Below are 26,196 nucleotides of genomic sequence, written 5' to 3' on the forward strand. Positions count from 1 at the left end.
AAAGAAATCGGGTGGCTACTCTTCTTCTTCTCCGCCGCCCGTTCCCGCCACGTAGCCGGTAACGTTGCCGACGTTCATCGCCACCGCCAGCGCGACGGCGATGACGAAGACGATGAACGTCGAGATGGCGTTCATCTTCGGCGCGGTTCCGTACTTTATCATCGAGTACATGGACACGGTTATCACGTTCATCGTTCCGCCGACGAAGTGCGCCCGAATGAAGTCCTCGAACGACCGAATCCACGCGAAGAGGAACCCGGCACCGATTGCTGGAGCGACGATGGGGAGCGTCACGTCCCAGAACGTCGTGAGCGGGTCGGCCCCCAAATCGCGGGCCGCGTCCTCCAGCGACCTGTCGAAGGTGTAGAGACGGGCCGACACCATCAGCAGGACGAACGGGAAGCCGTAGATGCTGTGGGTGAGGATGAGCGTGACGGGTCCCATGGTCATCCCGAGAATCGTCTGGAAGTAGATGATGAGCGCGATGCCCAACACGACGCCGGGAATGACCATCGGGAGGATGCCGAACGTCCGGTACAGTTCCTTGAACGGGAAGTCGTACCTGGCGAGCGCGAAACTCGCCAACACGCCGAGGACCGTCGCGATGAGCGCCGAGAACGTCGCCACTTGAACGCTGTTCAACAGCGCGATCATCAACGACCCGTCGGCGAACGTCGCCGAGTAGTGGGCGAACGTGAACCCCTGAAACGGGAAGAACGTGCTCGAATTGACCGCGAACGAGAGGAACATCATGGCGACCAGCGGTATCCACAGGAACACCAACAGCAGTCCCACGACGACGTACAGGCCGCGGCGGAGAAGTTGCTGTCTCCGCTCGTGTCCGAACGTCGGCGATTCGCTCGGTTCGTCCGCTCGTTCCGTCGTCGTTCCGGTTTCAGTCGCCATCTCAGACACCTCCCAACTCTTCGATGCTGACGTAACGGAACGCGAGCGCGAAGGCGACCACGATGGAGACGACGATGAACATCGACGCCGCGCTTCCGTAGTCGATGGCGTACTGTCCCGTGATTCGTCCCTCGATGAGTTGCCCGACCATCAACACCTTCCCCTGCCCGAGGAACCGCGGCGTGATGAACGCGCCGAGCGCGGGAACGAACACAAACAGGCTCCCGCTGATGATTCCCGGCAGGGTCAGCGGTAGAATGACGTCACGGAGCGTTCCCGTCCGGGACGCACCCAAATCGCGGGCCGCCTCGACGAGCGAGAAATCCAACCCCTCCATGCTCGCGTACAGCGAGAGGAGCATGTAGGGGAAGTAGGCGTGCGTAAGCCCAACGATGATGGCCGGAACGCCGTAACTGAACAGGCCCACCGGGCCGTTCACGATGCCGATCTTCAACAGCGTTCGGTTGATGACCCCGCTCGGGCCGAACATGAGGTACCACGAGTACGCCCGCACGAGGTACATCGTGAAGAACGGCAACAGCACGAGGAAGATGACCACCTTGAACGTCCGGCCGCCGCGCTTCGCAAGGAAGTACGCGAGCGGGAACGCCATCACCAGACAGAGGATCGTGGTGATGCCCGCGATCGCGTACGAGAGCAGGAGCGAGTGGAAGAAGGGCGTCTCCCAGAACGGACCGGGACCGGCGAACAGCCCCGAGTAGTTGGTCATCGTCGGTTTCCAGACGATTTCGTAGGCGTCGTTGATGCTCATGAAACTGAGGACGACCATGAACGTCAGCGGTGCCATCAGCAAGAGCAACAGCCAGAGCAGGCTGGGAGTGAGCGTGAAACCGAGCGTGCGCTCCCTCGATGCGAACGCACCGATGATGGATCGTCGAATACCGATGATGGCTCCCCGAATCGACCCTGAGGTATCGGAAGACATCGTGAATCAGGCCGTTTTCACTTGGTCCCACGCGTTCTGCCACGCGTCCTCGTTCTCGACGGCCTTGAACGGGATGAAGTCCTCCAACCGCGACGGTTTGATGGACCCGTACATCTCGTTTTGTTCCTTCGAGAGGTGTTTCTGTGTCTTCGGGTTACAACTCGGCGAGTAGCCCGCCTTGGCGAGGTCCGCGCCGAGTTTCGGCGCGATGAACTCGTTTATCACCTTCCACGCGAGGTCCTTGTTCTCGGATTTCTTCGAGACGACGGCGGATTCGAACCACGCGAGCGACCCCTCCTTCGGCGTCGCCATCTTCGGCCAGTCGGTGCCGTTCGCCCACATTTCCACGATTTCGTTGCGGCCGGACTGTCCGACGAGGAAGTTACCCTGCTTGAACGACTTGATATACGTCGGGTCGGCGGCGATGTACCCCTGTAGGTTCGACTTCTGGTCGATGAGGGTCTGTTTCACCTTCTTTATCTGCTTCTCCGAGAGGGAGACCTTGTTCCCCTCGAAGGCCTTCTTGTACCCGAGATACAGCGCCGTCGCGCTCATCGCCTTGAAGTGATTGTCGTACATGATGACTTTCCCCTTCAGGTTGGTCCCCTTGTACTTGTCGCTGAACAGTATCTCGTAGCTCTGGTCGTGATCCTCCGGAATCTTGCGCGAGTCGTAGGAGTAGCCGTACCATCCGAATCGAATGGGAACGCCGTACTTTTTGCCGTCCTTCGTGAACTGGTTCTCGCTGAACTGCTTGAAGGTGTCGTAGATTTCGGACTGGTTTTTCACGATGTCGTCGGGAACTGGGTCGACGAGGTCCGCCTCCATCATTTTGGGCACGTAGTTGTTGTTCGGAACGGCGATGTCGAACTGCTCGTCCTTGCCGGATTTCCACCCGGTGAACATGTTCGAGGAGGACGTGGATTTGGTGAACTTGACGGTCACGTCCAGTCGCTTCTCGATTTGCTCCTTCAGGTCGGCGTACTCCTCCCACGTAAGGATGTTGATGGTCTTGCTCCCGCCGCCGCTTCCGCCGCCACCGCCGCTGAAGAGACATCCCGAAAGGCCCGTCATTCCGACCGCACCGGCCGTTCCGGCAGCCTCCAGGAACGTTCTGCGACTATCTCCCGCGCTATATTTACTCATGTCTTCGCTACCCGTGTCTTTGTCATCCATACACATGAGAAAGTCACGAACCCATATGATATTAAATCTTTGGCGGAATACCGTTACTCCGTGGGCACTAATTAATACTACTCCTGAAAATACCTAAATTTCTCCAGTACATTTATACTAAGTCCTGAGAGTACATATCTCATGGTAGGCGATAACGATGTCCTCATAGATTTACACGGGATCAGAAAGGAGTACGACGAGGTGACGGCGGTCAAGAATATCGACTTTACCATCCGGCGCGGGGAGTTCTTCTCGCTCGTCGGCCCGTCGGGATGTGGGAAGACGACGACGCTTCGTATGATTAGCGGGTTCGAGACGCCGACGGCGGGGACCGTCTCGCTCAACGGCGAGAACATGGCCGGCGTCCCGCCGAACGCGCGGGACACCAACCTCGTCTTTCAGCACCTCTCGCTGTTCCCCCACATGACCGTCGGGGAGAACGTGGCGTACGGTCTGAAGAAGTCGGGCGTCGATTCGGCGACGCGGGAACGGAAGGTGAGCGAGTACCTCGAACTCGTGGACTTGGGCGGCTACGAGGACCGCCGTCCCGACGAGCTGTCCGGCGGGCAACAACAGCGGGTCGCGCTCGCCCGCGCGCTGGTCAACGAACCCAGCGTCCTCCTGTTCGACGAACCCCTGTCGAGCCTCGACCGGAAACTCCGCAAACAGATGCAGGTCGAACTCAGGAAGATTCACGAGAAGACCCAAGGCTCCTTTTTCTACGTCACCCACGACCAGGAAGTCGCCATGACCCTCTCCGACCGGATGGCCGTGATGAACGACGGCCGCATCGAACAGGTCGGCAAACCCGAGGACATCTACCGCGACCCGAACAGTCCCTTCGTCGCCGACTTCATCGGCGACACCAACCTGTTCGAGGGTGAGGCGCGGGCCGAGAACGATACCACGACGGTCGACATCGACGGCGGGACCTTCTCGTTCGTGGCCGCCGAGGAGGTCCGCGACGGGTCGGTCACGGTCTCCATTCGCCCCGAGGAGTTCGTCCTCGCGAACGGGAGCGGGTCCGTCGAGGGTCAAATCGTCGAACGCTACTTCCAAGGCGACCAGACGAACTACATCGTCGACCCCGACTCCGAGTCCCTGTCGGACGTGCGCGTCGTGATGCAGGGCCGCGAGTCGCCGGTGTCCCGCGGTGAGCGCGCATCCTTCGACGTTCGCGACGGCGCGCCGGTCGTCTTCGAAGCCTGACCGGTCGTTTCTCCCCCGTTTTCGTCGTCGATAGTCTCGACGCGTCGTGACGAGGTTCGTCTCAGTCCCGAACGTGGAACGACGGCGGTTCGGTCCGTGCGGCGGTCGTTTCGATGAAACGAATGAGCGGGCTCGCGACGAAGGCCGTCAGACTCGCCAAGAAGACCGGAACGATGCTGGCTCCGTCGGTCAATGCGATGGCGATGAGCGCCGAGGAGAGGGGCGTTCCGGTCACCGCGGCGTTGAAGGCCGCCATCCCGGTGAGCATCGCGAGGACGGGTTCGACGCCGGGAATCGCGGTGGCGACGGCGCGCCCGACGAGTGCACCCATGAACATCTGCGGGACGATGAGGCCGCCCTGCCAGTTGCCGTTTATCGTGAGGGCGGCGGCGAGCATCTTCCCGAACAGTGCGAGGATGAGGATCCAGAACGGGAACGAACCGGTCAGTACGTCGTTGATGTGTTTCCCGCCGTAGAAGTAGGTGAGCGGGAGCACGTACCCGAGCAGGCCGATTCCCAGTCCCGCGACGGTCGTTCGGACGTACACCCGCGGGGACCAGCGATTGAACAGCGTTCCGACGAGGGCGAACAATCGCGTGTACACGACGGCGAAAGCGACGCAGACGAGACCGATCCCCAACGCGGTGACGAGGTGTCGGGTGGTGAACTCGCCGATGGCGCTCGCGTGCCACGCCGGGAAGAAGGAGACGCCGCCGAGGCTCACCATCGTGAGATAGCCGGCGAAGCTGGCGACCAGCGTCGGGACGATGGCTTCGTAGTACTCCATCCCCCGTTCATGCGGCAGTTCCAACCAGAGCAGACCCCCGCCGATGGGCGCGCCCAGAATCGCGCCGAACCCGGCACCCATCCCCGCCAACGTGAGGATTTTCTCCGCGTTCCGCTCCCCCGACGCGTGTGCGATTCTCGTCCCGAGCGATCCGCCGACGGCGCTCATCACGCCCTCCGGCCCGGCGCTCTGCCCCGCGAGCAAACCGATAAATCCGGACGGGACGATGGGGACGTTCTCGGACAGCGGAACCGTCCCGTCGCGATGGAATCGGCGAATCAGCGTCGAGAGCGTACCGGGGTAGAACGTCAGGTAGAGAATCCCCCCGATGACGACGCCCGCGACCGTACTGATGACGATTCGGTGGTATCCGGCGGTGAACGTTCCCCAGAGGTGGTGGAACGCGAACGTCCACGCCACGCGGAAGGCCGCCGCGAAGAGACCGACGCAGATGCCGAGGCCGATGGCGACGAGCAGCAGTCTGTTGAACCGTCGTTCCTCCATGACTGCTGAGCGCTAGGAACCCCTACGGAGTGGTGATTTTCGTTTCGTAACGGTCCCCGATCATCGCTGGACGGCGAACACAGGGACATCGGTCGTTCGAATCACGCGTTCGGTGACGCTCCCGGAGAGAAACCGACTCAATCCCGAGCGCCCGTGCGTTCCCATCACGATGACGTCGACGTCGTATTCCGCGGCGTACTCCGCGATGAGTTTGTGGGGTGTACCCTCCACGAGTGTCGTAGAGACGGGTACGTCTCGACGGTCCCCTTCCTCGACGAGGGCGTCCAAGGCGTCTCGCCCGTCCGATTCGTACCGAGTTCGGGTGTCGCTTCCCGCTCCGGTGTCGACGATTTCGGCACCGCTCTCGGTCTCGTCGACGACGTACAGCGCGTGAACGGTGGCGTCGTACGTTCGAGCCAAGCCGAAACCGTGTTCGATGGCGGCCTCGACGGCATCGGTTCCATCGGTCGGAATCAAGACGTCGTCGTACATCCGCTAAACAATACTCCTCGGTTCACTTCAATCACGCTGTCGTCGGGTGTGTGAAAACTCCCTGAACCGTCGCTATCGGTTGGATACCCGACGAACCGCCGCGACCGCCTCCTTCGAGACGACCGACCAGCGCGGTTCGCTGAACTGGCGCGAAAGGGTGTACGCGCAGGCGACGAGGACGAGGGCGAACGCCGCGTCGGTCAGCCAGTGGACGCCCAGATAAAGCGTGGACACGACGATTGCCCCCGAGAGAACCGCCATGGTGTACGCATACGCCGTGTCCGCTTTCCGGGCGTACACCGCCGCGAGTACCGACAGACCGGTGTGAAGGCTCGGGAACGCCTTCACCAGCGTGTCCGTGGAGAAGATGCCGTACTGAATGGCCGGGCTGAGTTGGTACATCAGCGGTTGGACGGAGGTGAGATACAGCGACGACACCTTCACCGGGAAGAGGACGAAGAACGGAACCGCCAGCGTGACGAGGATGACGTACGCCAGCGCGTAGCGGTGGGCCTCCTCCTCGTCGTGTGCCTTCAGTTTGAAGTACGTGAACAGCACGGCGAACGGGAATCCGACGAGGTACACCGCGGTAAACGCGAGCGTCAACGGTTGCGAAGCGACCACTTGAAACGTTGCGACGGTCGCACCTTCGATGGCGTAGACGAACCCGGTGAAGGTCCGGCCCACGTGGAAATGGAGGGCGACGCTGTTCACGACTTGCGTGACGACCCACGCGACGCCGAGGTACTTCCAGTCGGTCTTCAGGAAGTCCCGGAGGAGGGTCGTGAGTCGCTCCTCCGGTAGAAACACCTGCTTGCCGACGAACATCACGAGAACGCTCGGGACGGCGACGAGCAGGGTAAACTGCGTCCCGAGCGGGAGCGAATGAAATTGGAGGGCGGGAAGCATCGCTACACCGTAGTTAAGCAACAGAATATAAAGAAGTTACTTATCGTTTCGCGCAGGTTCGGGCGTGTTCGACCGCGACGTGCGTTCGCTCGCCCGTCGAACGATTCCTCGCAACGTTGCGATTTCCCGGCCAGTGGGATGTGCACGGCCGAACACCCGGCGAATCATTCGCATGTTCTTGTCGCGTTTCTCGGTCGGTTGGCCGACGGTGTCGAGCAGGTCGGCAAACGCGCCGTAGAACCCCTCGATTTCCGCCTCGTCCGCTCGTTCCCGCGAGACGTCCGGGAGTTGGGACTCCTCGACCGTCAGCGTCCGGAGTTCGTAGAGGGTGACGGTCGCCGCCTGTCCGAGGTTCAGCGCCGGATACGCCGCGCTGGCGGGAATCGAACACACCTCGTCGATACGGGAGAGTTCCTCGTTCGTCAACCCGTTCGCCTCGCGGCCGAAGACGAGGACCGTCTCGGTTTTTACCTCCCGAAGACTATCGGCGAGTTCGCGCGGCGTCGTGAACGGAAACCGAACGTGATGGCTCGCGTCCTCGTTCGTCGTCGCCGTCATGCCGACGGTGTGGTAGTTCTCGATCAACTCGTCGAACGTCACCTCGTCGTAGTTCGGCAGCACGTCCTCGCGGGCCTGTCCGGCGAAGCCGTAGGCCTCGCTGTCCCGGTCGAACTCCGGCGGATCGACGAGCTTCAGGTCGTCCATCCCGAAGTTCTTCATCGCCCGCGCGATGGTCCCGATGTTGCCGGGCGTCTTCGGTTCGACGATGGCGACGGCGGGTTTCATGTGGGGTAGTCGCGGGACATATCGACGTCCCGCAGGTCGATACGCTCCTGTTCGTCCTCGGGGAGTTCCACGTTCAGTTCGCTCGGGTCGGACTCGGGCGGTTCCGGGAGGTCGTCCGGGTCGGTATCGACGTGTTCCATTCCGGCGTACCCCTCGGGTGCGCGTCCGCCGTCGGCGAACCATTCGAGGAACTCGTCCTGTAGTCGCTCCTCGCCGCGGAATCGGTCGCCGCCTTCCTCGAAATACCAGAAGAGAAAGTCCGTCTCGTGTTCGGAACAGATGCCAACCTCCGCTAGCGGTTCGCCGTACACGACGTTCATCTCGTTGCACATGACGATGTTCTCGTCGCCGTGAATCAACCAGCAGGCGTGGCACGGGGACCCGACGAGCGCGGACAGGCGAAAGAGTCGCGTTTGCGTGTCGTCGTCCATTTCGTCCATCGGTCGGTACTCACCGTCGTCGGTGAAGACCTCCTCTTCGTCGAATCGCCACCCGCGGAGTCCGATGCTCACTTTACCCATCACGTTCCCGTAGCGACCGGAGGGACAAAAAGAGCGTGTCTGCGATTCCGTATGCGTAGATGAAGTTCCAAAGACGATATTGATCGTTATTGTAACCGAACATGACTGAATTGAGAATATATCTGATAAATTATATATGTTTGCGGAAATATTTTGATTCATGGAGAAATCAGTGGAGGAGGCGGTAGACGTCAGCTTGGACGAAGACATCGAAGAGGAACTCCTCGAAACGGCGGACGAGGAAGAGGCCAACGAGGAAGGGGTCAACGAGGCACGGGAGGGGTTGTTGGAACTGTACGAATCGTCCGAGGAAATCGCCGAAAGTATCGGTGAAATCGCGGCGCTTTCGGACGAACAGTCGAGCGGAATGGAAACCGTTGCGACGGAAGTGTCGGAACTGAGCGCCGCGATTCAGGAGGTCGCTGCGTCGGCGGAACAGGTATCGGCAGCGAGCGCACAAGCACGACAGCAGGCGAACGACGGCCAATCCTCGGCGGGCGAGGTCGTCGCGGCGATGGAGTCGATACAGGAACTGACCACGAACATAATCGACGATATGTACACGATTCGGAGGGAGATCGAGGAGATAGGCGAAGTGACCGAAATCATCAACAACATCGCCGACCAGACGAACCTGTTGGCGCTGAACGCGTCCATCGAGGCCGCTCGGGCCGGTGAAGCCGGAAGCGGGTTCGCGGTAGTCGCCGACGAAATCAAGGAGTTGGCGACGCAGTCACAGGAGCAAGCGGGGGACATCGAGGGGATGGTGTCCGACATCCAGGCGGACGCCGAAAACGCCGTCGAGCGCTTGGACGAGGGCGAAGAGCGGATAGAGTCCGGTCTCGAACGGGTCGGAACCGCGATGGACAGTCTGGACGAAATCAGCGAAGCGGTCGAGGAAGCGACGTTCGGCATCGAGGAGGTCGCGGACGCGACCGACGAGCAAGCGGCGACCGCCGAGGAGGTGGCGTCGATGGTCGACCAGACCGCACAGAACGCGAGCACCATCGGGGACGAAACGGGTGAGGTCGCCGCGGCCGTCGAGCAGCAAACGATGGCGATTCGAGACGTGAACGAGGCGATGGACGAAATGGCCGAGTGACCGCACCACTGGCCCATCAGAATTTTTATCATCAGTCGCGCAAATTTTGCATCAAACGATGCGTTCTGCAGGGATTTCGTTCCGTGGTGGGGGTCGCTCGCCGACGTTCCACGAAGTGCTCTCCGATTTCAAGCGGCACGGCTGTAACATCCTCGTCACGGGCCGGGTCTCCGAGACGACGACGAACCGAACGACGATGCAGCTTTTGGGCGCGACGACACAGGAGCGAAAGCGCGTCCTCGTCCTCACCGACACGCTGGCCAGATACGCGAACTCGAAACTACCCGGCGGGACGAACGCCGACGACCCGGACGTGTGGGTCATCGACTGGGGCGACGACGAGCGTGCAGTTTCACGGTCGGTGGCGACGCCATCGAAACCGGGCGAGTTCGCCTCGCCCGAGGAGTCGCTCCGAGCGCTCCGAAGCGATATCGTCACGGCGGTCAGTTTCTTCGACGAGTGGGCGGACGGGCTTTCCCCGTCGGAACTGCGCCTCTCGTTCGACTCGCTCATCAAGCCGCTCGAACACTGTGAACAGGAAGCCGTCGAACGATTTCTCAGAACGGTCAGGGCACTCGTCCGCGGCGTGTCCGGGATGGCACACTACCACCTTCCGGTTCCGGATTCGAACCCGATCGTACGGGAGTTGACGCCGCTGTTCGACGCGCGCGTCGAACTTCGACAAACGAACGGGTTGGTCCCGGAACAGCGCTGGCACGTCCCGGAGTACGACCAGACGACGAACTGGGTTCAGCTATGAGCTTCGAGTGGGAGACCGATGACCCGCTCAGCGTCCCGACGTTCGAAGCGAATCCGGACGAACCGGGAGTCCGAATCTGGGACCCCGTCGACAAAGCGAGCTTCGTCTTTCGGACCCCGTCTCCCGTTTCACTCCGACCGGGAGAGACGGACGATTTTTTCGTTCCGATAGACTCCGCGGTCGAATTTCGAACCCGCGAACTCGTCGTCCCCGAACGAGTGAATTTCAACGTCTGGTCGACCGAGGAGGGAATTTCCGACCAAATCTCATCGACCGAAGGCGAGTGGCGCTCCTCGGAACCCGTCGAATACCTCGAATGCCCGGTCGCCCCGATAAAGCTCTACCTTCGAATCGGAGCGGACGTCACTATCCGGGTCATCGACGGGTCGGTATCCATCGAACTCGACACCGAACGAACCGTATCCATCGGTTGTCGGTCACACAGCGAATCGCCCGCGGGGACGATAACCGTCACCGACGATATCGAGGACGTGATGCGGGCCGTCTCCGCGCTCGGAGCGGGTCTGAAGACGCTCTCCCCGGAACGGTCGTACCCCACGCTTCGCGGCCATCCGCCGCTCATCGAACGCGGCGAAAAGTTCGCCGTCCCGTCGAACATCGATCGACCGGAGTCGGGGGTTCGGTTGGTACTCCCGCCGAAGCGAAACTACGTTTATGCCGCCACCTCGCTCGCGTACTATCTGGCTGCGGATATCGTCCCCGGCGACGACCCACGGCTCGAAACCCCGACGAGCGAGCACGCACTGGGTGATGGAACGTTCGATTCGTACGTCGACGACGTTTCCAACACATTTCAACACGTCTTCTTCCTCGATTGTGTCCTCCGTGAGGAGGGTTTCTACGACGTTCCGGTCCACGAGCGCCGACGGGTCGAACCGCTGGTCGATTTCGATTTCGCCGCGCTCTACCGACAGTCGTCTTCGGAGCGGCTCGATACGTACCTCGATGTGCCGTTCGACCTCCTCGAACCCGTCCGCCCGTCGTGGCATCTGACGATGGACATCGTTCCGTCGACGGAGAACGTCTCCATGCTTCCGTTCGCCGCGGTCGAACTCCCGTTGATTCGCTGTCCGACACCGAGAACCGTTCCACGCGTCGAGCGGCAACCGGTGACGATTACCGACTTCTGTCGAAGCGGCCGCACGGGCGGGGACGAATCGGTCAAAATGCGGCCCATAAGCCCCGATGCGACGACGACGGAGGAGCACGTCTGGGTCGGCGACGGCGTTCCGATAGGAAGCACCAAAGCGACGGTGGAGTCCTACCGTCGCCGTCTCGATACCGAGACGGCGAATCGCTCCACGATTCGCGTCCAAATCGTCTGTAACGACCCGATGATGCAAGCCGAGGGAACGGTACGGGAACGCTACCGTTTCAGGGATTCGACGGAACACGAGGTCGATATCGCGTACGACCTGACGACGGAGGAACTTCGGTCCCTGTTCGCGTCGGACATCGATTTCTTGCATTACATCGGTCACGTGGACAACGGTGGAATGGAATGTGCTGACGGCGTCCTCGATACACGAACCCTCGACACGGTGACGGTCGAATCGTTCCTGCTCAACGCGTGTCGCTCGTACGAACAGGGCGCAACGTTGGTCGAGAAAGGGAGCCGTGCGGGTGTCGCGACGCTCTCCGACGTTTCGAACGAACCGGCCACGGAGATGGGGTGTCTCCTCGCACGCGGACTCGGAGCGGGTCTCTCGTTTCGAACCGCGCTCTCGATCGCCCAGACCCAGACACTTTCGGGGACCCAGTACACCGTCATCGGCGACGGTGGGATGTGTCTCTGTCTACCGTTTTCCGGAACCACCCCGATGATACTCATCGACGACGTTCGAAACGGCACCTACTTCGTTCGAATGAAGCCGTACAAAACCCCGCGTTACAGCGCTGGTTCGACGGGGTCGCCCCTCTGGGAGGAGTACGCTGAACTGTACTTGGAACCCGAATCGTGGGTCACGTGTGAAGTGACCGCGGACGAACTCGAAGTCGGATTGAACGAGCAGTTGATGCCGGTCAAATACGAGGGGAAACTGTATTGGAGCGAAGACGTCACGGCCGCGGATTTCGACTGAGTACCGTCGTTTTTATCACTCCCCTTCGTAGTCGGCGTATGCAACCGTCTTCGCCCGCCGCAATCGACATGTATACGCCAAACCACGACCCATCTGGCCGACCCGCCGTCAACACGGCAAACGGGGCGCTGAATGCCCCGGAATGAGGACGCATCGGATCGGAACGCTTCCGTTCCGACGTTCGAACGCCTCTCCGGTGGTCGTGCCGTTCGAATCTGGGACCCCATCGAGAAGGTTAGCTTCGTCTTTCGGACGCCGTCACGAGTCGAACCGCGACGGGGTTCGACGGAGGGGTTTCCGTTCCCCATCGATACGGCGGTCGAATTTCGAACGGACCGCCTCGACGTCCCCTGCGGGACCATGTTCAACGCGTGGGACGAATCCGGAACGATCCTCGAATCGATCCATACGGACGGCGGTGTGTGGACCTCGTCGCAGCCAGTCGGTTTCCTCGAAGTCGTGAGCGCCCCGATTCGATTGTACATCGCCGTCGGTCGTCCCGTAACGACTCGTACCGACGGGGTGTCGGCTACCGTCGAGTTGGCCGAAGAGTCCACGGTCCGTCTCGGCGTCCGGTCGTACCACGAATCGCCCGCGGGGTCGATTACGGTTACGGACGACGTCGAGGACGTAATGCGGGCCGTCTCGCGGTTCGGATCGGCGCTGAAGACGCTCTCCCTTGAACGGTCGTTTCCGACGCTCAGGGGCCATCCGCCGCTGGTCGAACGCGGAGAGGAGTTCTCCCTGCCACCGACCCTCGAACGTCCGGACACCGGCGTTCGGTTGGTGGTTCCTCCCAAACGAAAATACGTCTACCCCGCGGCATCGCTGGCGTACTATCTCGGTGCCGAGGTGGTTACCGGATGCACGCCACGACTCGAAACGCCCGACTCCGACTATTCGCTCGACGGTTCCGCGGGGTTCGAGCGGACCGTCTCCGAACTCCTCCAGCACGTCTTCTTCTGTGACTGCTTGCTCCGCGAGGAGGGGTTTTACCCCGCGCCGCTCCACGTCCGTTCCGACGTCGAATCGTTGGTCGATTTCGACTTCGCCGACCTCTACGATCGGTCGTTGTCGGAGCAACTCGAAGCCTATCTCTCGGTCCCCTTCGACCGCCTCGAACCCCACCGTCCGGTCTGGAACCTCGTGGTGGACGTAGAGCCGACGAAACGGAACGCCGAGGCGCTTCCGTACGTTTCGAACGACCTCGCACTCGTTCGGTGTCCCGAGACCAGCGTACGGACGCCGACGAGCGGGCCGCCGCAGGAAATCGCCGATTTCTGTCGTAGCGGGGCGGTTTCGGTGCCCGAACCCTCGGAAACGTTCGTGAGCCCCGAGGAGTCGGAGACGCTCCATCACGAGTGGCTGGGTGACGGCGTTCCGATCGGTAGCAACAAGGTGACGCTCGACTCGTATCGCCGCCGTATCGAGGATTCCGGATCGGAGTCGTCGACCATCGACGTCAGAATCGTCTGCAACGACCCCAAAATGGCGGCGGAGGGCCGTGTGACGGAGTTGTACGGGTTCCGCGAAACGACCGACCATGACATCGACATCCGCTATGACCTCTCCGTCGATGAACTCCGGTCCTTGTTCGCCGCGGATATCGATTTCCTCCACTACATCGGACACGTCGACGGCCGCGGTATCGAATGTCGTGACGGCGTCTTGGATACGACTACGCTGGACGAGGTTCGCGTGCGGTCCTTTCTCCTCAACGCCTGCCGGTCGTACCACCAGAGCATGGCCCTCATCGAGAAGGGAAGTCGGGGCGGAATCGCGACCCTATCCGACGTCTCGAACGCCCCCGCGACCGAAATCGGTTCGTGGCTCGCTCGATTGCTCGGGCGGGGATACACGCTTCGAAACGCGCTTTCGGTGGCACGAACGTCCACGCTCGGTGGAAACCAGTACGTCGTCCTCGGCGACGGGGAAACGATACTCTGTCAGACGTTCGTCACGAGTACCACGTCGGTCACGGTGGGCGAACGGGTCGGCGATACGTTTCCGGTCACGCTCAAGATGCACGTCAACAAGTCGCAAATCGGGTCGTACGCGGAGGTCACACGGGACGAAAGCGACCGCTACTACTTGATTCCGGGAACGGATGCGACGCTCCACCTGACGGCGGACGAACTCGACGAACTGTTCGAACTGGAACCCGCCCCGGTCGAGTACGAGGGTGAACTGTACTGGAGTACTGAAATTACCGCCGATGACCTGCACTGAAAGGGCCGATTTTTATCCCTTCGCTCCCAGTTTCGGACATGCAGAACGTTGTCGCCGCGGGACTTGGCATCGGGCCGGAACACCCACCGCGAATCATGGGTGTATTGAACGTCAGCGAGGAGTCGCCGTACGATCCGAGCGTGTACGACGACCCCGCGGACGCCGCGGAGTACGTGGACGAGAAACTGGTCGCCGAGGGTGCGGACATCGTGGATATCGGGCTGGAATCGGCGAACAAACGCTTCGATGTCCTCTCGGCCGAGGAGGAACTCGACCGACTGGGAACCGCCCTCGAAACGATCGAGCACGTCGAAGGGGACCCCGTCTTCTCCATCGAAACGCGCTACGCGGACGTGGCGGACGAAGCGCTGTCGGGCGGTTTCGACATGGTGAACGACATCTGTGGCTTCGCGGATCCGAAGATGGCCGCGACCTGTGAGCGCCACGACGCCGCCGTCGTCAAGATGGCGAGTCCGCCGGACCTGAAACGACCGGGCGCGATAGAACGCGTGGACGACATCTACGACACGCTGGCGTCCGAACCGCTGACGGACAAGACCATCCTCGACCCGGCGTTCGGCGGATGGAGCGAGGAGAAGACGCTCGCGGACGACCGGGAGACGTTCCACCGACTCGGCGAGTTCCGGGAGCTGGAGCGGCCCATCCTCGTCTCCATCAACCGGAAGAACTTCCTCGGCGACGTGGTGGGGAGGGACACCGAGGACCGCCTTCCGGCCAGTCTTGCCGCGACGTCGCTAGCCGTCGAACGCGGAGCGGACGTGATTCGAACGCACGACGTGGCGGAGACGCGCGACGCCGCGATCATCGGCCACGCCTTCGGCCGGGAGCGGCAATGAGGGGACGGCTTTCGTTCGGGAGGTCCTCGTGAACTTCGACGAGTGGGAACCCGCATACCGCGCCATCCTCTCGGATTTCGGATTCCCGCGGGAAGACGACGAGCGCGCCCGCGACGTTCTTTCGGACATCGCCGTTCCGTTCGACCACGCTCGTCTCGACACGATTGCGGGAAGCACCGTCGCCATCGCGGGCGCGGCCCCGTCACTTTCGGAGGAACTGGACCTCGCGCGCGAAGCGGAGTACGTCGTCGCCGCCTCGACGGCCGCCGACGTCCTCCTCGATGCCGGAATCGACGTGGACTGCATGGTGACGGACCTCGACAAGAACCCGGAGACGGCCCGCGAGTTGAGCAAGGGTGGCGTTCCGGTCGTGGCACACGCCCACGGGGACAACATCCCGGCGATTCGAGCGTACGTCGCGACGTTCGACGCCAACCACGTGCTTGCGACGACGCAGGCGGAGCCCCGCGGAGCGGTCGAGAACTTCGGCGGGTTCACCGACGGCGACCGAGCGGCGTTCCTCGCGGACCAGTTCGGCGCGGGCGAACTGGTCTTCCCCGGATGGGACTTCGACGATACGACCGTGGGTTCGATGAAGTCGAAAAAACTCGACTGGGCCGAACGCCTCCTCCACTGGTTGGAACGACGGCGCGACGAGCGGTTCTCGGTTCTCGACGGTCGGCGGGACGGTATCGACACCGACGCGCCATGGTTCGAGTAGTCCACCCGTCCGATGCTTTTTGGGTTCGGCCGGGAAATCGAACCCACGATGGTTTCCGAGAAGGAGAAGATGCTGGCCGGCGAACTGTACGACCCTGCCGACCCGGAACTCGCGGAGGAGCGACGACGGGCGAGGGAGTACACCCGACGGTTCAACCGGACGGACGAAACGGAGACGGAGGTACGACGGTCGCTGTTGGAGGAACTGTTCGGTTCGACGGGCGAAGACCCACACGTCGAACCGCCGTTTCGCTGCGATTACGGCTACAACGTCCACGTCGGGGACGGCTTTTACGCGAACTTCGACTGCGTGATTCTGGACGTGTGTCGCGTCGAAATGGGCCGGAACTGTTGGCTCGGCCCGGGCGTCCACGTCTATACCGCGACGCATCCGCTCGATGCCGAAACTCGCGTCGAGGGACCGGAGTACGGAAAGCCGGTGACGATGGGCGACGACGTGTGGGTCGGCGGCAGGGCCGTCGTCAATCCGGGCGTCGAAATCGGAGACGGAGCCGTCGTCGCCGCCGGAGCGGTCGTCACCGAGGACGTTCCGCAAAATACGGTTGTCGGCGGAAATCCGGCGACCGTCATCAGGGCACTGGACGACTGAGTTCGGGTGCTGGTTCCGTCCTCGCCCGAGGTTCGAACAGGTTTATTTCACAGCGCGCCGAGTGGTACCGCATGGCGCACGATTGCTCGTTTCTCCGCGACCTGTCGCTCCCCGACGACCGATACTCCTTCGGCGACTCACACCGCGCCGGGCACGCGGGCGATTGGGGAACGCGAGAAGCGGAGGAAGTGGAACCGGACGCCGTCGTCTGGCCGGAATCGACGGAGGAAGTGTCGACGATACTCGCGGCGGCGGACGAGCGCGGCGTTCCGGTGACGCCCTACGCCGCCGGGACGGGACTGGAGGGCAACGCGGCACCGACCCGCGGCGGCATCAGCCTCGACATGACGCGAATGGACGGCGTGCTCGACGTCCGACCCGACGACTTTCAGGTCGACGTCGAACCGGGAATTCTGGGTGCCGAGGTGGACGAAACCGTCGCCAAACACGGGTTGTTCTTCCCGCCCCTCCCCTCGTCGGGCGACATCTCGACGGTCGGCGGGATGATAGCCACCGACGCGAGCGGGATGCAGACGGTGAAGTATGGCGAGGTTCGCGACTGGGTTCTCGAACTGGAAGCCGTCCTCGCGGACGGGTCGGTCATCACGGCGGGGAGCAAGGCGGTCAAGACGTCGAGCGGGTACAACCTGAAGGACCTCATCGTGGGGAGCGAGGGAACGCTCGCGGTCGTCACCCGCGCGACCCTCGAACTCGCCGGGCGGCCGGAACAGATTCGCGGCGGTCGCGCCGTCTTCGACTCGCTCACCAACGCAGTGGACGCGATTTCCGACGCGGTTCGGTCGGGCGTGGACGTGGCGAAGATAGAACTCGTGGATGAGACGAGCGCGACGATGGCGAACGCGTACACCGGGTCGTCGCTGCCCGACGTTCCCATGGTGTTCCTCGAATTCCACGCGAATCACGGCGTCGAGGACGAAATCGAGTTCTGTCGCTCGGTGTTCGAAGCACACGACGTCGCCCGGTTCGAGGTCGCCGACGGGAACGGGATGGATGACCTCTGGCAACTCCGGCGGGAGATGGCCTTCGCGGTGGACGCCTACGACCCCGACCTCTCGCCGCTCCACCTCGGCGACGTGACGGTTCCCATCAGCAGGTATCCCGACATGGTTCGTCTCGTCCGACGACTCGCCGACGAACACGACCTGTTGATTCCCTGCTTCGGTCACGCCGGAGACGGCAACCTCCATTACTCCGTGTTGGTGGACGAATCCGACGGGGAACACATCGAACGAGCGCGCGAGGCACAGACCGAAATCGTCCACACCGCAATCGAGTGGGGCGGTACCTGCACGGGCGAACACGGCATCGGGCGGGGGAAACGGGAGTATCTCGAATTGGAACACGGGACCGAAAGCGTCGAAACGATGCGACGGATAAAGCGTGCGCTCGACCCGAACGACACGCTCAATCCGGGAAAGATGTTCCCCGAGACGGTCGGTGGCGGGCAAGTCGATGACCGAACGTCGAATTAAGGTTCGTGGTCGAGTTCGAGGTCGCGTTTCGGCACTTCGCGGTAGCGTTCGCGTCCGACGGGCGTTCGCGTTCGCACGAGGTACGTCTCCTCGGTGAGGTCGTACACCGTCTCCGTCCGTCCCGCCGTGCTTCGCTCCGTCACGCGCGAAACGTCGGCGGAGTTCGAGAGGTGGTCGCCGAGGTGCCAACTGATCGGGGTTCCGCGTGCCGCGGAGGAGGACGCTTCAGGTGATCGTGCGCCGTTGTGCCATTCCCCACGCAAATCCATATCACATCGAATGATAGTCGGTGATAAAACGATATCGGCATTCGACCGACGAAAAGTCGAGTGCGTTCGGAACGACAGGGAGTTTATGGGTGGACCGCGTAGGGGGATAGATGGACCCAAACAGCGTCCGTCAACAGTGGGAGGAACGGTCGGGAGAGTACTCGCCGGACTACTACGCCTACTACGGACCCGACGAGACGAGCGAACTGCTTCGCGCTCGCCTCGATTCAGCCGTCGCGTCGGACGCGTCCGTTCTCGAACTCGGGTGTAGTTCGGGTCGGCACCTCGCCCGCCTCCACGAGGCGGGTTACGAGGACCTCCACGGCATCGAAATCAACGACGAAGCGCTCTCCGTGATGGAGGAGACGTACCCGGACCTCGCCGAGGCGGGAACGTTCCACATCGACGCCATCGAGGAGACCGTTCCCGAGTTCGACGACGGTCAGTTCGACGTGGTGTTTTCGGTCGAAACGCTCCAGCACCTCCACCCGGACGATGAGTGGGTGTTCGACGAGGTGGCGCGGATAACCGGCGAACGCCTGATCACCGTCGAAAACGAGGTAAGCGACGAATCTGAATCGGGGGAAACGGACGAATCGGACGGAAGCGAACCCGACGTGAACTACGTCCGTGACGAGTTCCCGCTGTACTACCGGAACTGGAACCGAATCTTCACCGAACGCGGGTTCGCCGAAATCGACTCCGAAACGCTCGACCGGGACACGTTTCGGGTGTTTCGTCCGGTCGAGTCCGCCGACGCCGCCGATTCCGCGTCTCAGTCGTGAACCAACACGTCCACGACGCTCGGCCCGTCCTCCGCCAAGGCCGCCTCTAACGTCTCCTCGATGTCGTCGGGCGACTCCACGAAATAGCCGGACGCGCCGTGGCTCTCCGCGTTCTTCGGAATGTCGACCGGGGGTTCGAAGTCCATTCCGACGTACTCGTGGTCCTCGTCCTCGCCGCCGAACAGTTTCAGCGTGTTGTCCTTCAGGATGCGGTAGTTGCGGTTGTCCGGAACGACGACGGTCACGTCCACGTCGTACCGCGCCGCCGAGTAGAGCGTGTGGGGATAGTAGAGGTACGACCCGTCGCCGACGAATCCGACGACCTGTCGCGGATCGTCCGTCTCCGCTTCGGCCATCGCGGCACCGACCGCGGCGGGGAGGCCGTAGCCGAGGCCACCGCCCTTGTTCGAGATGTAGGATTCGCGTTCGAAGGGCCAGCGAAGAAGCATGACGTACTTCGAGGTGACGCCCTCGTCGACGATGTACGGCGCGGACAGCGTCTCGCGGAGGGCGTCCACGAGTTCTGCTTTCGACGCCCGCGGGCCCTCATCGTCCCCTTCGCCCATCGACGCCATCTGCTGTCGGGCGAACTCCTTGAACTGCCGGACGCGTTCCAACCGCCCCGCGAGTTCGTCGTCCTCTATTTCGACCGCGTCGGCGAGTTCGTCCAGTACGAGACCCAAATCGCCGGTCACGGCCACGTCGGCGGGTACGTTCTTGCCGACCTGCCACGGTTCGTCGTTCAGATCGATGACCGTGGCGGTATCGGGCACGAGGTCCCCGTCGTGACGCGTGAGCGTCGTGTTGGTCGAACAGCCCGCGAAGACGACGGTGTCGCTATTCATCGTCGCGGCAGCGATGTCCTCGTCCGGCGGGACGTGTGACACCCACTGGTCGTGAGTGCCGGGGAAGGGCACCTCGCAGGACAGGATTTCGGCGTGGACGCGTGCGCCGGTCGCCTCGGCCAATCTCACCGCCGCGTTCAGCGCGTCTGTGTCGGAGTACGCGTCGTGTCGGGGGACGTGGTCGCCGACGACGAGAACCGGGTCGTCGGCCTCGGCGAGCAGGTCCGCGGCGCGTTCGATTGCCGCCGGGTCGCCCGCACCCGGATTCTGAATCCGGCCGAGTCGCTCGGGTTCGGCGTCGGTTTCCGCCATCATCACGTCGAGCGGGAGCGAGAGGAAGACGGGACCGGTGGGTGGCGTCTGCGCCACGCGAAACGCCCGTCGGAGCATCGTCGGAAGCGCCTCGACGTCCGTGACCTCCGCGCTCCACTTCGTGAACTGGTCGGTCATGGCGAGGACGTCGCCGGAGAGAATCGGTTCCTCGTGGCGGAAATCGAGGCTGTGTGCCCCCGCCGTGACGACGAGCGGCGCGCCCGTCACCGACGCACCGTAGAGGTTTCCGAGGCCGTGGGCCACGCCCGGCGCGACGTGAAGGTTGACGACGCCGACCGGACTGCCGTCCTCGCCGGCGCGGTAGTTCTTCGTGCTGGCGTATCCGGCCGCCATGCCGACCGCGATGTCCTCGTGGGGCGCGAGGACGTACTCCAACTCGCTTCCCCCCAGCGCTTCCATGACGGGGAGTTCGGTCGTTCCGGGGTTGCCGAACACGTGCCGAACGCCGTAGGATTCGAGCGCGTCGGTGAACAACTCGGCTCCCGTCCGTGATTCTGCCATGGCGGTGACTGGTTGCGAGCGACCAAAGGAGTTCTGGAGGTATGTAACTATTTTTTACTATCCGACGCGAGTCCCCGTGTGACACGGTATCGTCTCTGCGAGAATTTTCAAGTGTGAGGGCCTACTACCGCCGTCACCAACTGAACTCAGGTGTTTACGAAGTTACCATGATTCCATCACGATATCGAAATGCGGTGCTGTTCGCGCTGCTCGCGGTAGTCTGGGGTTCGTCGTTCGTCGCCATCGAAACCGGGTTGCGGACGCTCCCCCCGGTGTTGTTCGCGGCGCTTCGCTACGACATCGCGGGCGGGATACTGTTGACCGTCGTCGCCGTCCTCGGATTCCGCCGGGACGACTTTCAGTGGCGGCCGGCCACGCGAACCGACTGGACGCTCGTCGGCGTCGGCGGCGTCTTCATGTTCGGCCTCTACCTCGCGCTCTTCTTCACCGGACAACAGTACGTCACGAGCGGCGTCGGTGCCGTCGTGCTCAGTCTGAAACCGGTCGCCACGCCGGTGTTCGCGCTGGCGCTCCTGCCGAACGAGCGGTTCGACGCGCTCGAAATCGGGGGCATCCTGCTGGCGCTCCTCGGCGTGGTCGTCGTCGCCGACCCGACGTCGCTCGGCGGGTCCACCGTCGGCGTCGGATTGCTGCTCGTCGGTTCCCTCGTCTTCGCGTTCGCGTCGGTGGTGACCCAGCGCCTGCGGACGACGCTCCCGGCGCTCTCCCAGCAGGCGTGGATGATGGCCGTCGGCGCGCTCGTCCTGCACGCGACGAGCGCCGCGGTTCGAGGCTGGCCGAGCGTCTCGCTCACCCGGTCCGCCGCCGTCTCGCTGGTGTACCTCGCGGTCGTCGCCAGCATCGGCGGGTACCTCATCTACTTCGACCTGCTCGGCCGAATCGGCGCGAACGAGGTCAATCTCGTGAATTACGCCGTTCCGGTGGTCGCCACGGTGTTCGGGGCGCTCCTGCTCGGCGAACCCATCACCGACGCCACGATTACGGGCTTCCTCGTCATCGTCGCCGGGTTCGTCCTGCTGAAGCGGGCGGCCCTCAAACGCGGCGTCGTCGCGGCGCGCCGTCCGTCGCGTTCGCCTCCCGGTGCGACCTCTTCGGAGACCGTCGTCGTTTCGGGTAACGCCTACTATCGCGGATAAACGACCGAGGTGACTGGGACGTTCCTTTCGTTTTTCGACTCGATGTCGGTTCCGATGGTGGCGTTGCCATCGAACCGTGCTCCCGACTTACCCCGTCGTTTCGGAAGAGGTAGAGATGTTAAAAACATATACACTTCAACTCGCCCGAACGTACAAGTCGAACGCCGTCGTGCCCCGTTGTATGACGATTTGTCCATACTGCGAGGAGGATATCACCGACTGGGCACAGCGCCTCGAACGGGGGGCCGCTGCGAGTACGCCGAAAGTCTGGACGTGTCCCGACTGTGACCGCGTCCTCGGCATCACGGACTGGGGGGCAGCGTAGTGCCGCTCGAAGGCTGGCGTCGTCGGGAGGATTTGGAAGGTGGCAAACAGATTCGAATCTGGCTGCGCGACGACGAGGATCGGGAACTGTACGTGGAAAACCTGACCTACCGCGACTCGGGGTACGCCGTCTACGCCTACGACGTGGACGAGGACGAGTGGCGGACCATCACCGAAACCGACTCGCGGGCCGAGGCGGTCGAAGCGGCGACGGAGTGGGCGACGAGTTAGAGGAGTGCCCGCAGTTCGCCGCTCGGTTCGAGGGCGTCGAACTCCGCGTCAACGTCGAGCGATGAGGGGATTTCCGTGTCGGCGACATCCGACATCGCCGCAACGTGCGAGAGATAGGACAGTCGTAAGAGCCAGAGCGCCTCGTCCACGTCGCCCGGCCCCTCGACGCGAAAGGTCGTCCACCCCGATTCGGGATAGATGTGATGGGGACCGGTCTTCCCCTCGGCGACGAGTTCGTTACGTACCCGTCGAGGGAACGCTATGTCGAGGATTCCCCACCGATGGACGTGGCCGATTTCACGCGGTCCGAGGGAGAACTCCGTTCCCCCGTAGCGGTGTTCGCCCGTTTTCACGCCGTCCCACTCCGATACGTCCGCGACGATTATGTCGATTGTGTCGGTCATCGTTACCCCCATGCCATCGCGTTTCCGACCGTGGGCGCAAACGCTCGGCATACCGGATAGTAGGTCCCTCTTCGATTTGCTCCTTTCGGGGGAAGGGCCTCCGAGACGCGAGTACGTCGGCAGTATAAGGGAACGGTTCGGGCAATACAGGGATGGCCCATGGTAGGCCACCCGTGCAAGGTTGCAGTGTCTATGAGGCACGTCTGGGACGCCGGAAATTCGTCCCAGCATGCGATTGTCACGCGAGGTAAAAGCTACTGTTCCCCAACCAGTTCGGACTTACGGAGACAACGCGGTCATCGTCTCGCGCGCCTCCTCGACCGTCGCTCCGCGGGGAAAGCCGACCGCGACAGCATCGACGCCGTCGATGGCGGCGAACTTCCGGAACTCTTCGCGTGCGCGTTCGGGCGTACCGGAAGCGCCGAGTTGGTCCAAGAGGTCGTCGTTCACCAGTTCGGTCGCCCGTTCCTTGTCGCCGTTCGCCCACGCGGCCGAGATGTCGTACGCGACTTCCTCGTGGCCCTGTCGGGCCAGCGAATCCCGGTAGTACGTGCCCATGCCGCCGATGTAGAACGCCGCGTGTTGCCGGGCCAGTTTTCGAGCGCGTTCGCCGTCGTCCAGCGCACAGCAGGTCAGCGAGAGCGTCACTTCCACGTCGTCCACGTCGCGGTTCCCGAGGTCCGCGCCCCTCCTCAGGTCGTCGAGGCGGTCCTCCATGCCGTCCGGCGTGAACAGCGTCGCGTGCCACCCGTCGGCGAACCGTCCCACGAGTTCGACCGATTTCGGTCCCATCCCCGCGGCGTCTATCGGCGGCGGCGTCTCCGGCGGGTCACACCGCAGTCGGAAGCCACCCAACGTGAAGCAGTCGCCGTCGTAGTTCACCGTCTCGCCCGACAGCACCGTCCGAACGATGTCGATTGTTTCGCGGGTGCGCCGAAGGGGACGGTCGAACCCCTCGCCGTGCCAGCCTTGAATGACGACCGGACCGCTCGGGCCGATGCCGACGCGAAACCGCCCGTCGGACACCTCTTGGAGCGTTGCAGCGGTTTGCCCGATGAGCGCGGGCGATCGCGAGTAGACGTTCACGATGGACGGGCCGAGGCCGATTTCGTCCGTCCCGAGCGCCATCGCCGTCAGGCTCGTCACCGCGTCGCGGCCCCACGTCTCGGGAAGCCACGCGTGGTCGTAACCCAACTCCTCCGCCCGCTGTGTCAAGTCCACGAGCGTCTCCACGCTCGGTTGCGCCGCGACCGGGAGATGAATTGCTCTCGTTGCAGCCATTCTGTACGAATGATTCGTGTGGACACCTATCAGTGTCGATGTTCACGATTCGGGAGTTTCCGGGAGTTGAACGCAGGGTTTTGTGAACGGCGTTTATCCCACCGGAGAGCCGGGCGCTTCACGCGCCGAAGGAGTTCGGTTCGACGTCGGTGACGGGCGGGAACCCGCGGAGCGAAGGAACCGCCGACCAGTAGACAGCGAGCAGACAGTACCCCAAGCCGGACAGTCCGATGACGACGGGGCTTCCGACGACGTCCCCGAGATAGCCGCCGAGGAGGTAGCCGACCGGACCGACGACGGCGATGAGGCTGCCGATGGTCGAACTCACGCGAGCGAGCAGGTCGTTCGGAACGCCGGTCTGAATCGTCGCGCTGACGAGGACGTTGTAGATGCCGAGCGGAACGGCCGCGACGCCGTAGACGAGGAGTACCGCGGGAAACCATCCGGTACTGACGGCAGCGACCCGTCCGACCGTTGCAACGAGAAATCCGACGATCGTGACGCGCCCGAACCGGACGGACTCGAACCGCGACGCGACGAGCGACCCGAGGAGGAGTCCGACGGTCGACGCAGCGATGAGGAGGCCGTACGTCTCCGCCCCGCCGAAGGTGTCGGCGAACGCCGGGAGAACCGACGCCGACATGCCGGTGAACGCGGTCGCGATACCCGCCGCGACGGCCATGTGGCCGACGACGGACCCTCGAATCAGGTCGAACCCCTCGCGGATGTCCGCCGCGTACTCCCCCGCCGACGGGGACGTGCCCGTCTTCTCCGTGGCGGGGACCGAAAGGAGGAGGAAAAAGAGCCCGCCGACGGCGAACGTCATCGCGTCGAAGACGAACAGCGCGACGGCACCCAACGCGGCGATGAGCGCGCCCGAGAACGCCTGTGCCAGCGCACCGAGCGTCTGCTGTGTCGACGAGTCGAGCGAGTTCGCGCGCGGGAGCAGTTCGTCGTCCACGAGTCGCGGGAGGGCGGCCTTTTCCGCCGGTGCGTTGACCCGTCCGAGGAGGGAGAGGAGCGCGACGACGGTGAGGACGAGGGGAACGCTCATCGCGCCCACGTGGGACGCGAACGGAACGGCGAGGACGACGACGCCTTGGGCCGCCGCGACGAGGACGAGCAGGCGGGAGAGGCGCGAACGGTCCACGAGCGGGCCGAAGAGGAATCCGACGATTTGCGGGAGTCGCGAGAGGAACCCGGCGACGCCGGTGTACAACGTCGAACCGGTCAACTGGTACACCAGCCACATCGCGGCGATGAAGTACAGTTCGTCGCCGACGCCGCTGACCGTGCGGGCGAGATACAGCCGTCGGAACCCCGTGTTGGCGAGAAGCGTCCCGGTTTTCGACGCGCCGAACCGGTCGCGCCAATCCGCCGATTCGGCCGACGAGTCGATTTCAGCCATACACACCGTCCCGACGCGAGGGTGATGAGGGTTCGGTGAACGCCAGTTCTGTAAGCATATAAATACGTTTTCGGGGGATTGATGGGCGATCCCATCGAACGTCACCGACATGACGAACGGGACGGAACCCTCCATGGACGCGCTCTCCGTGCTGGGAAACGAGATTCGGATGTCCATCCTGCGGGAACTCGCCGACGCCTCGGAGACGCTTTCGTTCACCGAACTGCGCGAGCGGGTCGGGGTGCGCGACACGGGAAAGTTCAACTACCACCTGACGAAGCTCTGTGAGTACTTCGTCCGGCAAACCGAGTCGGGGTACGAGTTGGGCCACGCCGGAACGCGGGTCATCTCGGCGGCGACCCCGGTGGCGACGGACGAGTTCGAGGGCGAGGAGGACGATACGTGCCCGGTCTGCGGAGAGGAGGACTGTGAAAAGTTGTTCCACGTCCATCTGACGCCGGGGCGGTTCTGACGGGACGACTCGCTCGTCGGGACGCTCGGTTCGAATCCGTTCGATCCGACGCCGCCACCGGCATGCCGCCCGGAACA

General features: G+C 63.0%; 27 protein-coding genes. 14 read left to right on the forward strand and 13 right to left on the reverse strand.

The window, feature by feature from the left end:
- Positions 1-15 precede the first annotated feature (15 nt).
- The 3 genes from LJF34_RS05850 to LJF34_RS05860 are packed head-to-tail and all read right to left on the reverse strand — an operon-like array spanning position 16 to position 2,998.
- The gene (locus LJF34_RS05850) at positions 16-906 is read right to left on the reverse strand and encodes an ABC transporter permease (protein ID WP_231183871.1); all 891 of its coding nucleotides are present in this window, start codon (positions 904-906) and stop codon (positions 16-18) included.
- 1 nt (position 907) lies between these two features.
- The gene (locus LJF34_RS05855) at positions 908-1,852 is read right to left on the reverse strand and encodes an ABC transporter permease (protein WP_231183872.1); all 945 of its coding nucleotides are present in this window, start codon (positions 1,850-1,852) and stop codon (positions 908-910) included.
- Positions 1,853-1,858: 6 nt separating this feature from the next.
- Positions 1,859-2,998 (reverse strand): PotD/PotF family extracellular solute-binding protein, encoded by a 1,140-nt coding sequence (locus tag LJF34_RS05860; protein ID WP_231183873.1) that lies wholly within the window; start codon positions 2,996-2,998, stop codon positions 1,859-1,861.
- Between the two features lie 171 nt (positions 2,999-3,169).
- Between LJF34_RS05860 and LJF34_RS05865 the strand changes: the two genes are divergently transcribed.
- The gene (locus LJF34_RS05865) at positions 3,170-4,237 is read left to right on the forward strand and encodes an ABC transporter ATP-binding protein (protein WP_231183874.1); all 1,068 of its coding nucleotides are present in this window, start codon (positions 3,170-3,172) and stop codon (positions 4,235-4,237) included.
- 61 nt (positions 4,238-4,298) lie between these two features.
- Here LJF34_RS05865 and LJF34_RS05870 read toward each other — a convergent pair whose 3' ends face one another.
- The 5 genes from LJF34_RS05870 to LJF34_RS05890 form a co-directional block, all read right to left on the reverse strand.
- The gene (locus LJF34_RS05870) at positions 4,299-5,528 is read right to left on the reverse strand and encodes a chloride channel protein (protein WP_231183875.1); all 1,230 of its coding nucleotides are present in this window, start codon (positions 5,526-5,528) and stop codon (positions 4,299-4,301) included.
- 60 nt (positions 5,529-5,588) lie between these two features.
- Positions 5,589-6,020 carry a universal stress protein gene (locus tag LJF34_RS05875; RefSeq protein ID WP_231183876.1) on the reverse strand — a complete coding sequence of 144 codons (432 nt, stop codon included), beginning with the start codon at positions 6,018-6,020 and terminating at the stop codon, positions 5,589-5,591.
- A gap of 72 nt (positions 6,021-6,092) precedes the next feature.
- A complete protein-coding gene (locus LJF34_RS05880; protein WP_231183877.1) occupies positions 6,093-6,929 on the reverse strand; it encodes a phosphatase PAP2 family protein in 837 nt (278 codons plus the stop codon).
- A 36-nt stretch (positions 6,930-6,965) separates the two neighbouring features.
- Positions 6,966-7,715 (reverse strand): RNA methyltransferase, encoded by a 750-nt coding sequence (locus LJF34_RS05885; protein WP_231183878.1) that lies wholly within the window; start codon positions 7,713-7,715, stop codon positions 6,966-6,968.
- Positions 7,712-8,236 carry a hypothetical protein gene (locus LJF34_RS05890; RefSeq protein ID WP_231183879.1) on the reverse strand — a complete coding sequence of 175 codons (525 nt, stop codon included), beginning with the start codon at positions 8,234-8,236 and terminating at the stop codon, positions 7,712-7,714. Before LJF34_RS05890 ends, LJF34_RS05885 begins: the two co-directional genes overlap by 4 nt.
- A gap of 160 nt (positions 8,237-8,396) precedes the next feature.
- Here LJF34_RS05890 and LJF34_RS05895 point away from each other — a divergent pair, with 160 nt between their 5' ends.
- The 8 genes from LJF34_RS05895 (at position 8,397) to LJF34_RS05930 (ending at position 18,109) form a co-directional block, all read left to right on the forward strand.
- The gene (locus LJF34_RS05895) at positions 8,397-9,338 is read left to right on the forward strand and encodes a methyl-accepting chemotaxis protein (protein ID WP_231183881.1); all 942 of its coding nucleotides are present in this window, start codon (positions 8,397-8,399) and stop codon (positions 9,336-9,338) included.
- 58 nt (positions 9,339-9,396) lie between these two features.
- Positions 9,397-10,098, forward strand: coding sequence for a hypothetical protein (locus tag LJF34_RS05900; RefSeq protein WP_231183882.1), 702 nt, complete (start codon positions 9,397-9,399; stop codon positions 10,096-10,098).
- Positions 10,095-12,200, forward strand: a complete 2,106-nt coding sequence (locus LJF34_RS05905; protein ID WP_231183883.1) for a hypothetical protein — start codon at positions 10,095-10,097, stop codon at positions 12,198-12,200. The genes LJF34_RS05900 and LJF34_RS05905 overlap by 4 nt, the downstream gene beginning before the upstream one ends.
- A 132-nt stretch (positions 12,201-12,332) precedes the next feature.
- Positions 12,333-14,429 carry a hypothetical protein gene (locus LJF34_RS05910; protein WP_231183886.1) on the forward strand — a complete coding sequence of 699 codons (2,097 nt, stop codon included), beginning with the start codon at positions 12,333-12,335 and terminating at the stop codon, positions 14,427-14,429.
- A gap of 38 nt (positions 14,430-14,467) precedes the next feature.
- Positions 14,468-15,286, forward strand: coding sequence for a dihydropteroate synthase (gene folP, locus LJF34_RS05915; RefSeq protein ID WP_231183887.1), 819 nt, complete (start codon positions 14,468-14,470; stop codon positions 15,284-15,286).
- A 28-nt stretch (positions 15,287-15,314) separates the two neighbouring features.
- Positions 15,315-16,007: a 6-hydroxymethylpterin diphosphokinase MptE-like protein gene (locus tag LJF34_RS05920; protein WP_231183888.1), complete on the forward strand. Its 693-nt coding sequence runs from the start codon at positions 15,315-15,317 to the stop codon at positions 16,005-16,007.
- Positions 16,008-16,055: 48 nt separating this feature from the next.
- A complete protein-coding gene (locus LJF34_RS05925; RefSeq protein ID WP_231183889.1) occupies positions 16,056-16,616 on the forward strand; it encodes a maltose acetyltransferase domain-containing protein in 561 nt (186 codons plus the stop codon).
- 71 nt (positions 16,617-16,687) lie between these two features.
- The gene (locus tag LJF34_RS05930; protein ID WP_231183890.1) at positions 16,688-18,109 is read left to right on the forward strand and encodes an FAD-binding oxidoreductase; all 1,422 of its coding nucleotides are present in this window, start codon (positions 16,688-16,690) and stop codon (positions 18,107-18,109) included.
- On the opposite strand, the gene LJF34_RS05935 is transcribed toward LJF34_RS05930, so the two are convergent.
- Positions 18,106-18,378, reverse strand: coding sequence for a hypothetical protein (locus LJF34_RS05935; protein WP_231183892.1), 273 nt, complete (start codon positions 18,376-18,378; stop codon positions 18,106-18,108). The genes LJF34_RS05930 and LJF34_RS05935 overlap by 4 nt on opposite strands.
- A gap of 110 nt (positions 18,379-18,488) precedes the next feature.
- Between LJF34_RS05935 and LJF34_RS05940 the strand changes: the two genes are divergently transcribed.
- The gene (locus LJF34_RS05940) at positions 18,489-19,163 is read left to right on the forward strand and encodes a class I SAM-dependent methyltransferase (RefSeq protein ID WP_231183894.1); all 675 of its coding nucleotides are present in this window, start codon (positions 18,489-18,491) and stop codon (positions 19,161-19,163) included.
- Here the strand turns inward: LJF34_RS05940 and LJF34_RS05945 are convergent.
- On the reverse strand, positions 19,154-20,842 hold the full coding sequence (locus LJF34_RS05945; RefSeq protein WP_231183896.1) for a thiamine pyrophosphate-binding protein: 1,689 nt from the start codon (positions 20,840-20,842) through the stop codon (positions 19,154-19,156). The two genes, LJF34_RS05940 and LJF34_RS05945, sit on opposite strands and share 10 nt — an antisense overlap.
- A gap of 167 nt (positions 20,843-21,009) precedes the next feature.
- On the opposite strand from LJF34_RS05945, the gene LJF34_RS05950 reads away from it, so the two are divergent.
- The 3 genes from LJF34_RS05950 (at position 21,010) to LJF34_RS05960 (ending at position 22,554) form a co-directional block, all read left to right on the forward strand.
- Positions 21,010-21,999, forward strand: a complete 990-nt coding sequence (locus tag LJF34_RS05950) for an EamA family transporter (RefSeq protein ID WP_231183897.1) — start codon at positions 21,010-21,012, stop codon at positions 21,997-21,999.
- A 181-nt stretch (positions 22,000-22,180) separates the two neighbouring features.
- Positions 22,181-22,324: a hypothetical protein gene (locus tag LJF34_RS05955; protein WP_231183898.1), complete on the forward strand. Its 144-nt coding sequence runs from the start codon at positions 22,181-22,183 to the stop codon at positions 22,322-22,324.
- Positions 22,324-22,554, forward strand: a complete 231-nt coding sequence (locus LJF34_RS05960) for a hypothetical protein (protein WP_231183899.1) — start codon at positions 22,324-22,326, stop codon at positions 22,552-22,554. The genes LJF34_RS05955 and LJF34_RS05960 overlap by 1 nt, the downstream gene beginning before the upstream one ends.
- Here LJF34_RS05960 and LJF34_RS05965 read toward each other — a convergent pair.
- The 3 genes from LJF34_RS05965 to LJF34_RS05975 form a co-directional block, all read right to left on the reverse strand.
- Positions 22,551-22,958, reverse strand: a complete 408-nt coding sequence (locus LJF34_RS05965; protein WP_231183900.1) for a luciferase family protein — start codon at positions 22,956-22,958, stop codon at positions 22,551-22,553. The two genes, LJF34_RS05960 and LJF34_RS05965, sit on opposite strands and share 4 nt — an antisense overlap.
- 279 nt (positions 22,959-23,237) lie before the next feature.
- Positions 23,238-24,239 carry a TIGR04024 family LLM class F420-dependent oxidoreductase gene (locus tag LJF34_RS05970; RefSeq protein WP_231183901.1) on the reverse strand — a complete coding sequence of 334 codons (1,002 nt, stop codon included), beginning with the start codon at positions 24,237-24,239 and terminating at the stop codon, positions 23,238-23,240.
- A 118-nt stretch (positions 24,240-24,357) separates the two neighbouring features.
- A complete protein-coding gene (locus LJF34_RS05975; protein ID WP_231183902.1) occupies positions 24,358-25,647 on the reverse strand; it encodes an MFS transporter in 1,290 nt (429 codons plus the stop codon).
- A 109-nt stretch (positions 25,648-25,756) separates the two neighbouring features.
- Here LJF34_RS05975 and LJF34_RS05980 point away from each other — a divergent pair, with 109 nt between their 5' ends.
- The gene (locus tag LJF34_RS05980) at positions 25,757-26,119 is read left to right on the forward strand and encodes a helix-turn-helix domain-containing protein (protein WP_231183903.1); all 363 of its coding nucleotides are present in this window, start codon (positions 25,757-25,759) and stop codon (positions 26,117-26,119) included.
- The last annotated feature ends 77 nt before the right edge of the window (positions 26,120-26,196 follow it).

The organism is Haladaptatus sp. DYF46 (genome assembly GCF_021083305.1).
Taxonomy (GTDB): Archaea; Halobacteriota; Halobacteria; order Halobacteriales; family Haladaptataceae; genus Haladaptatus.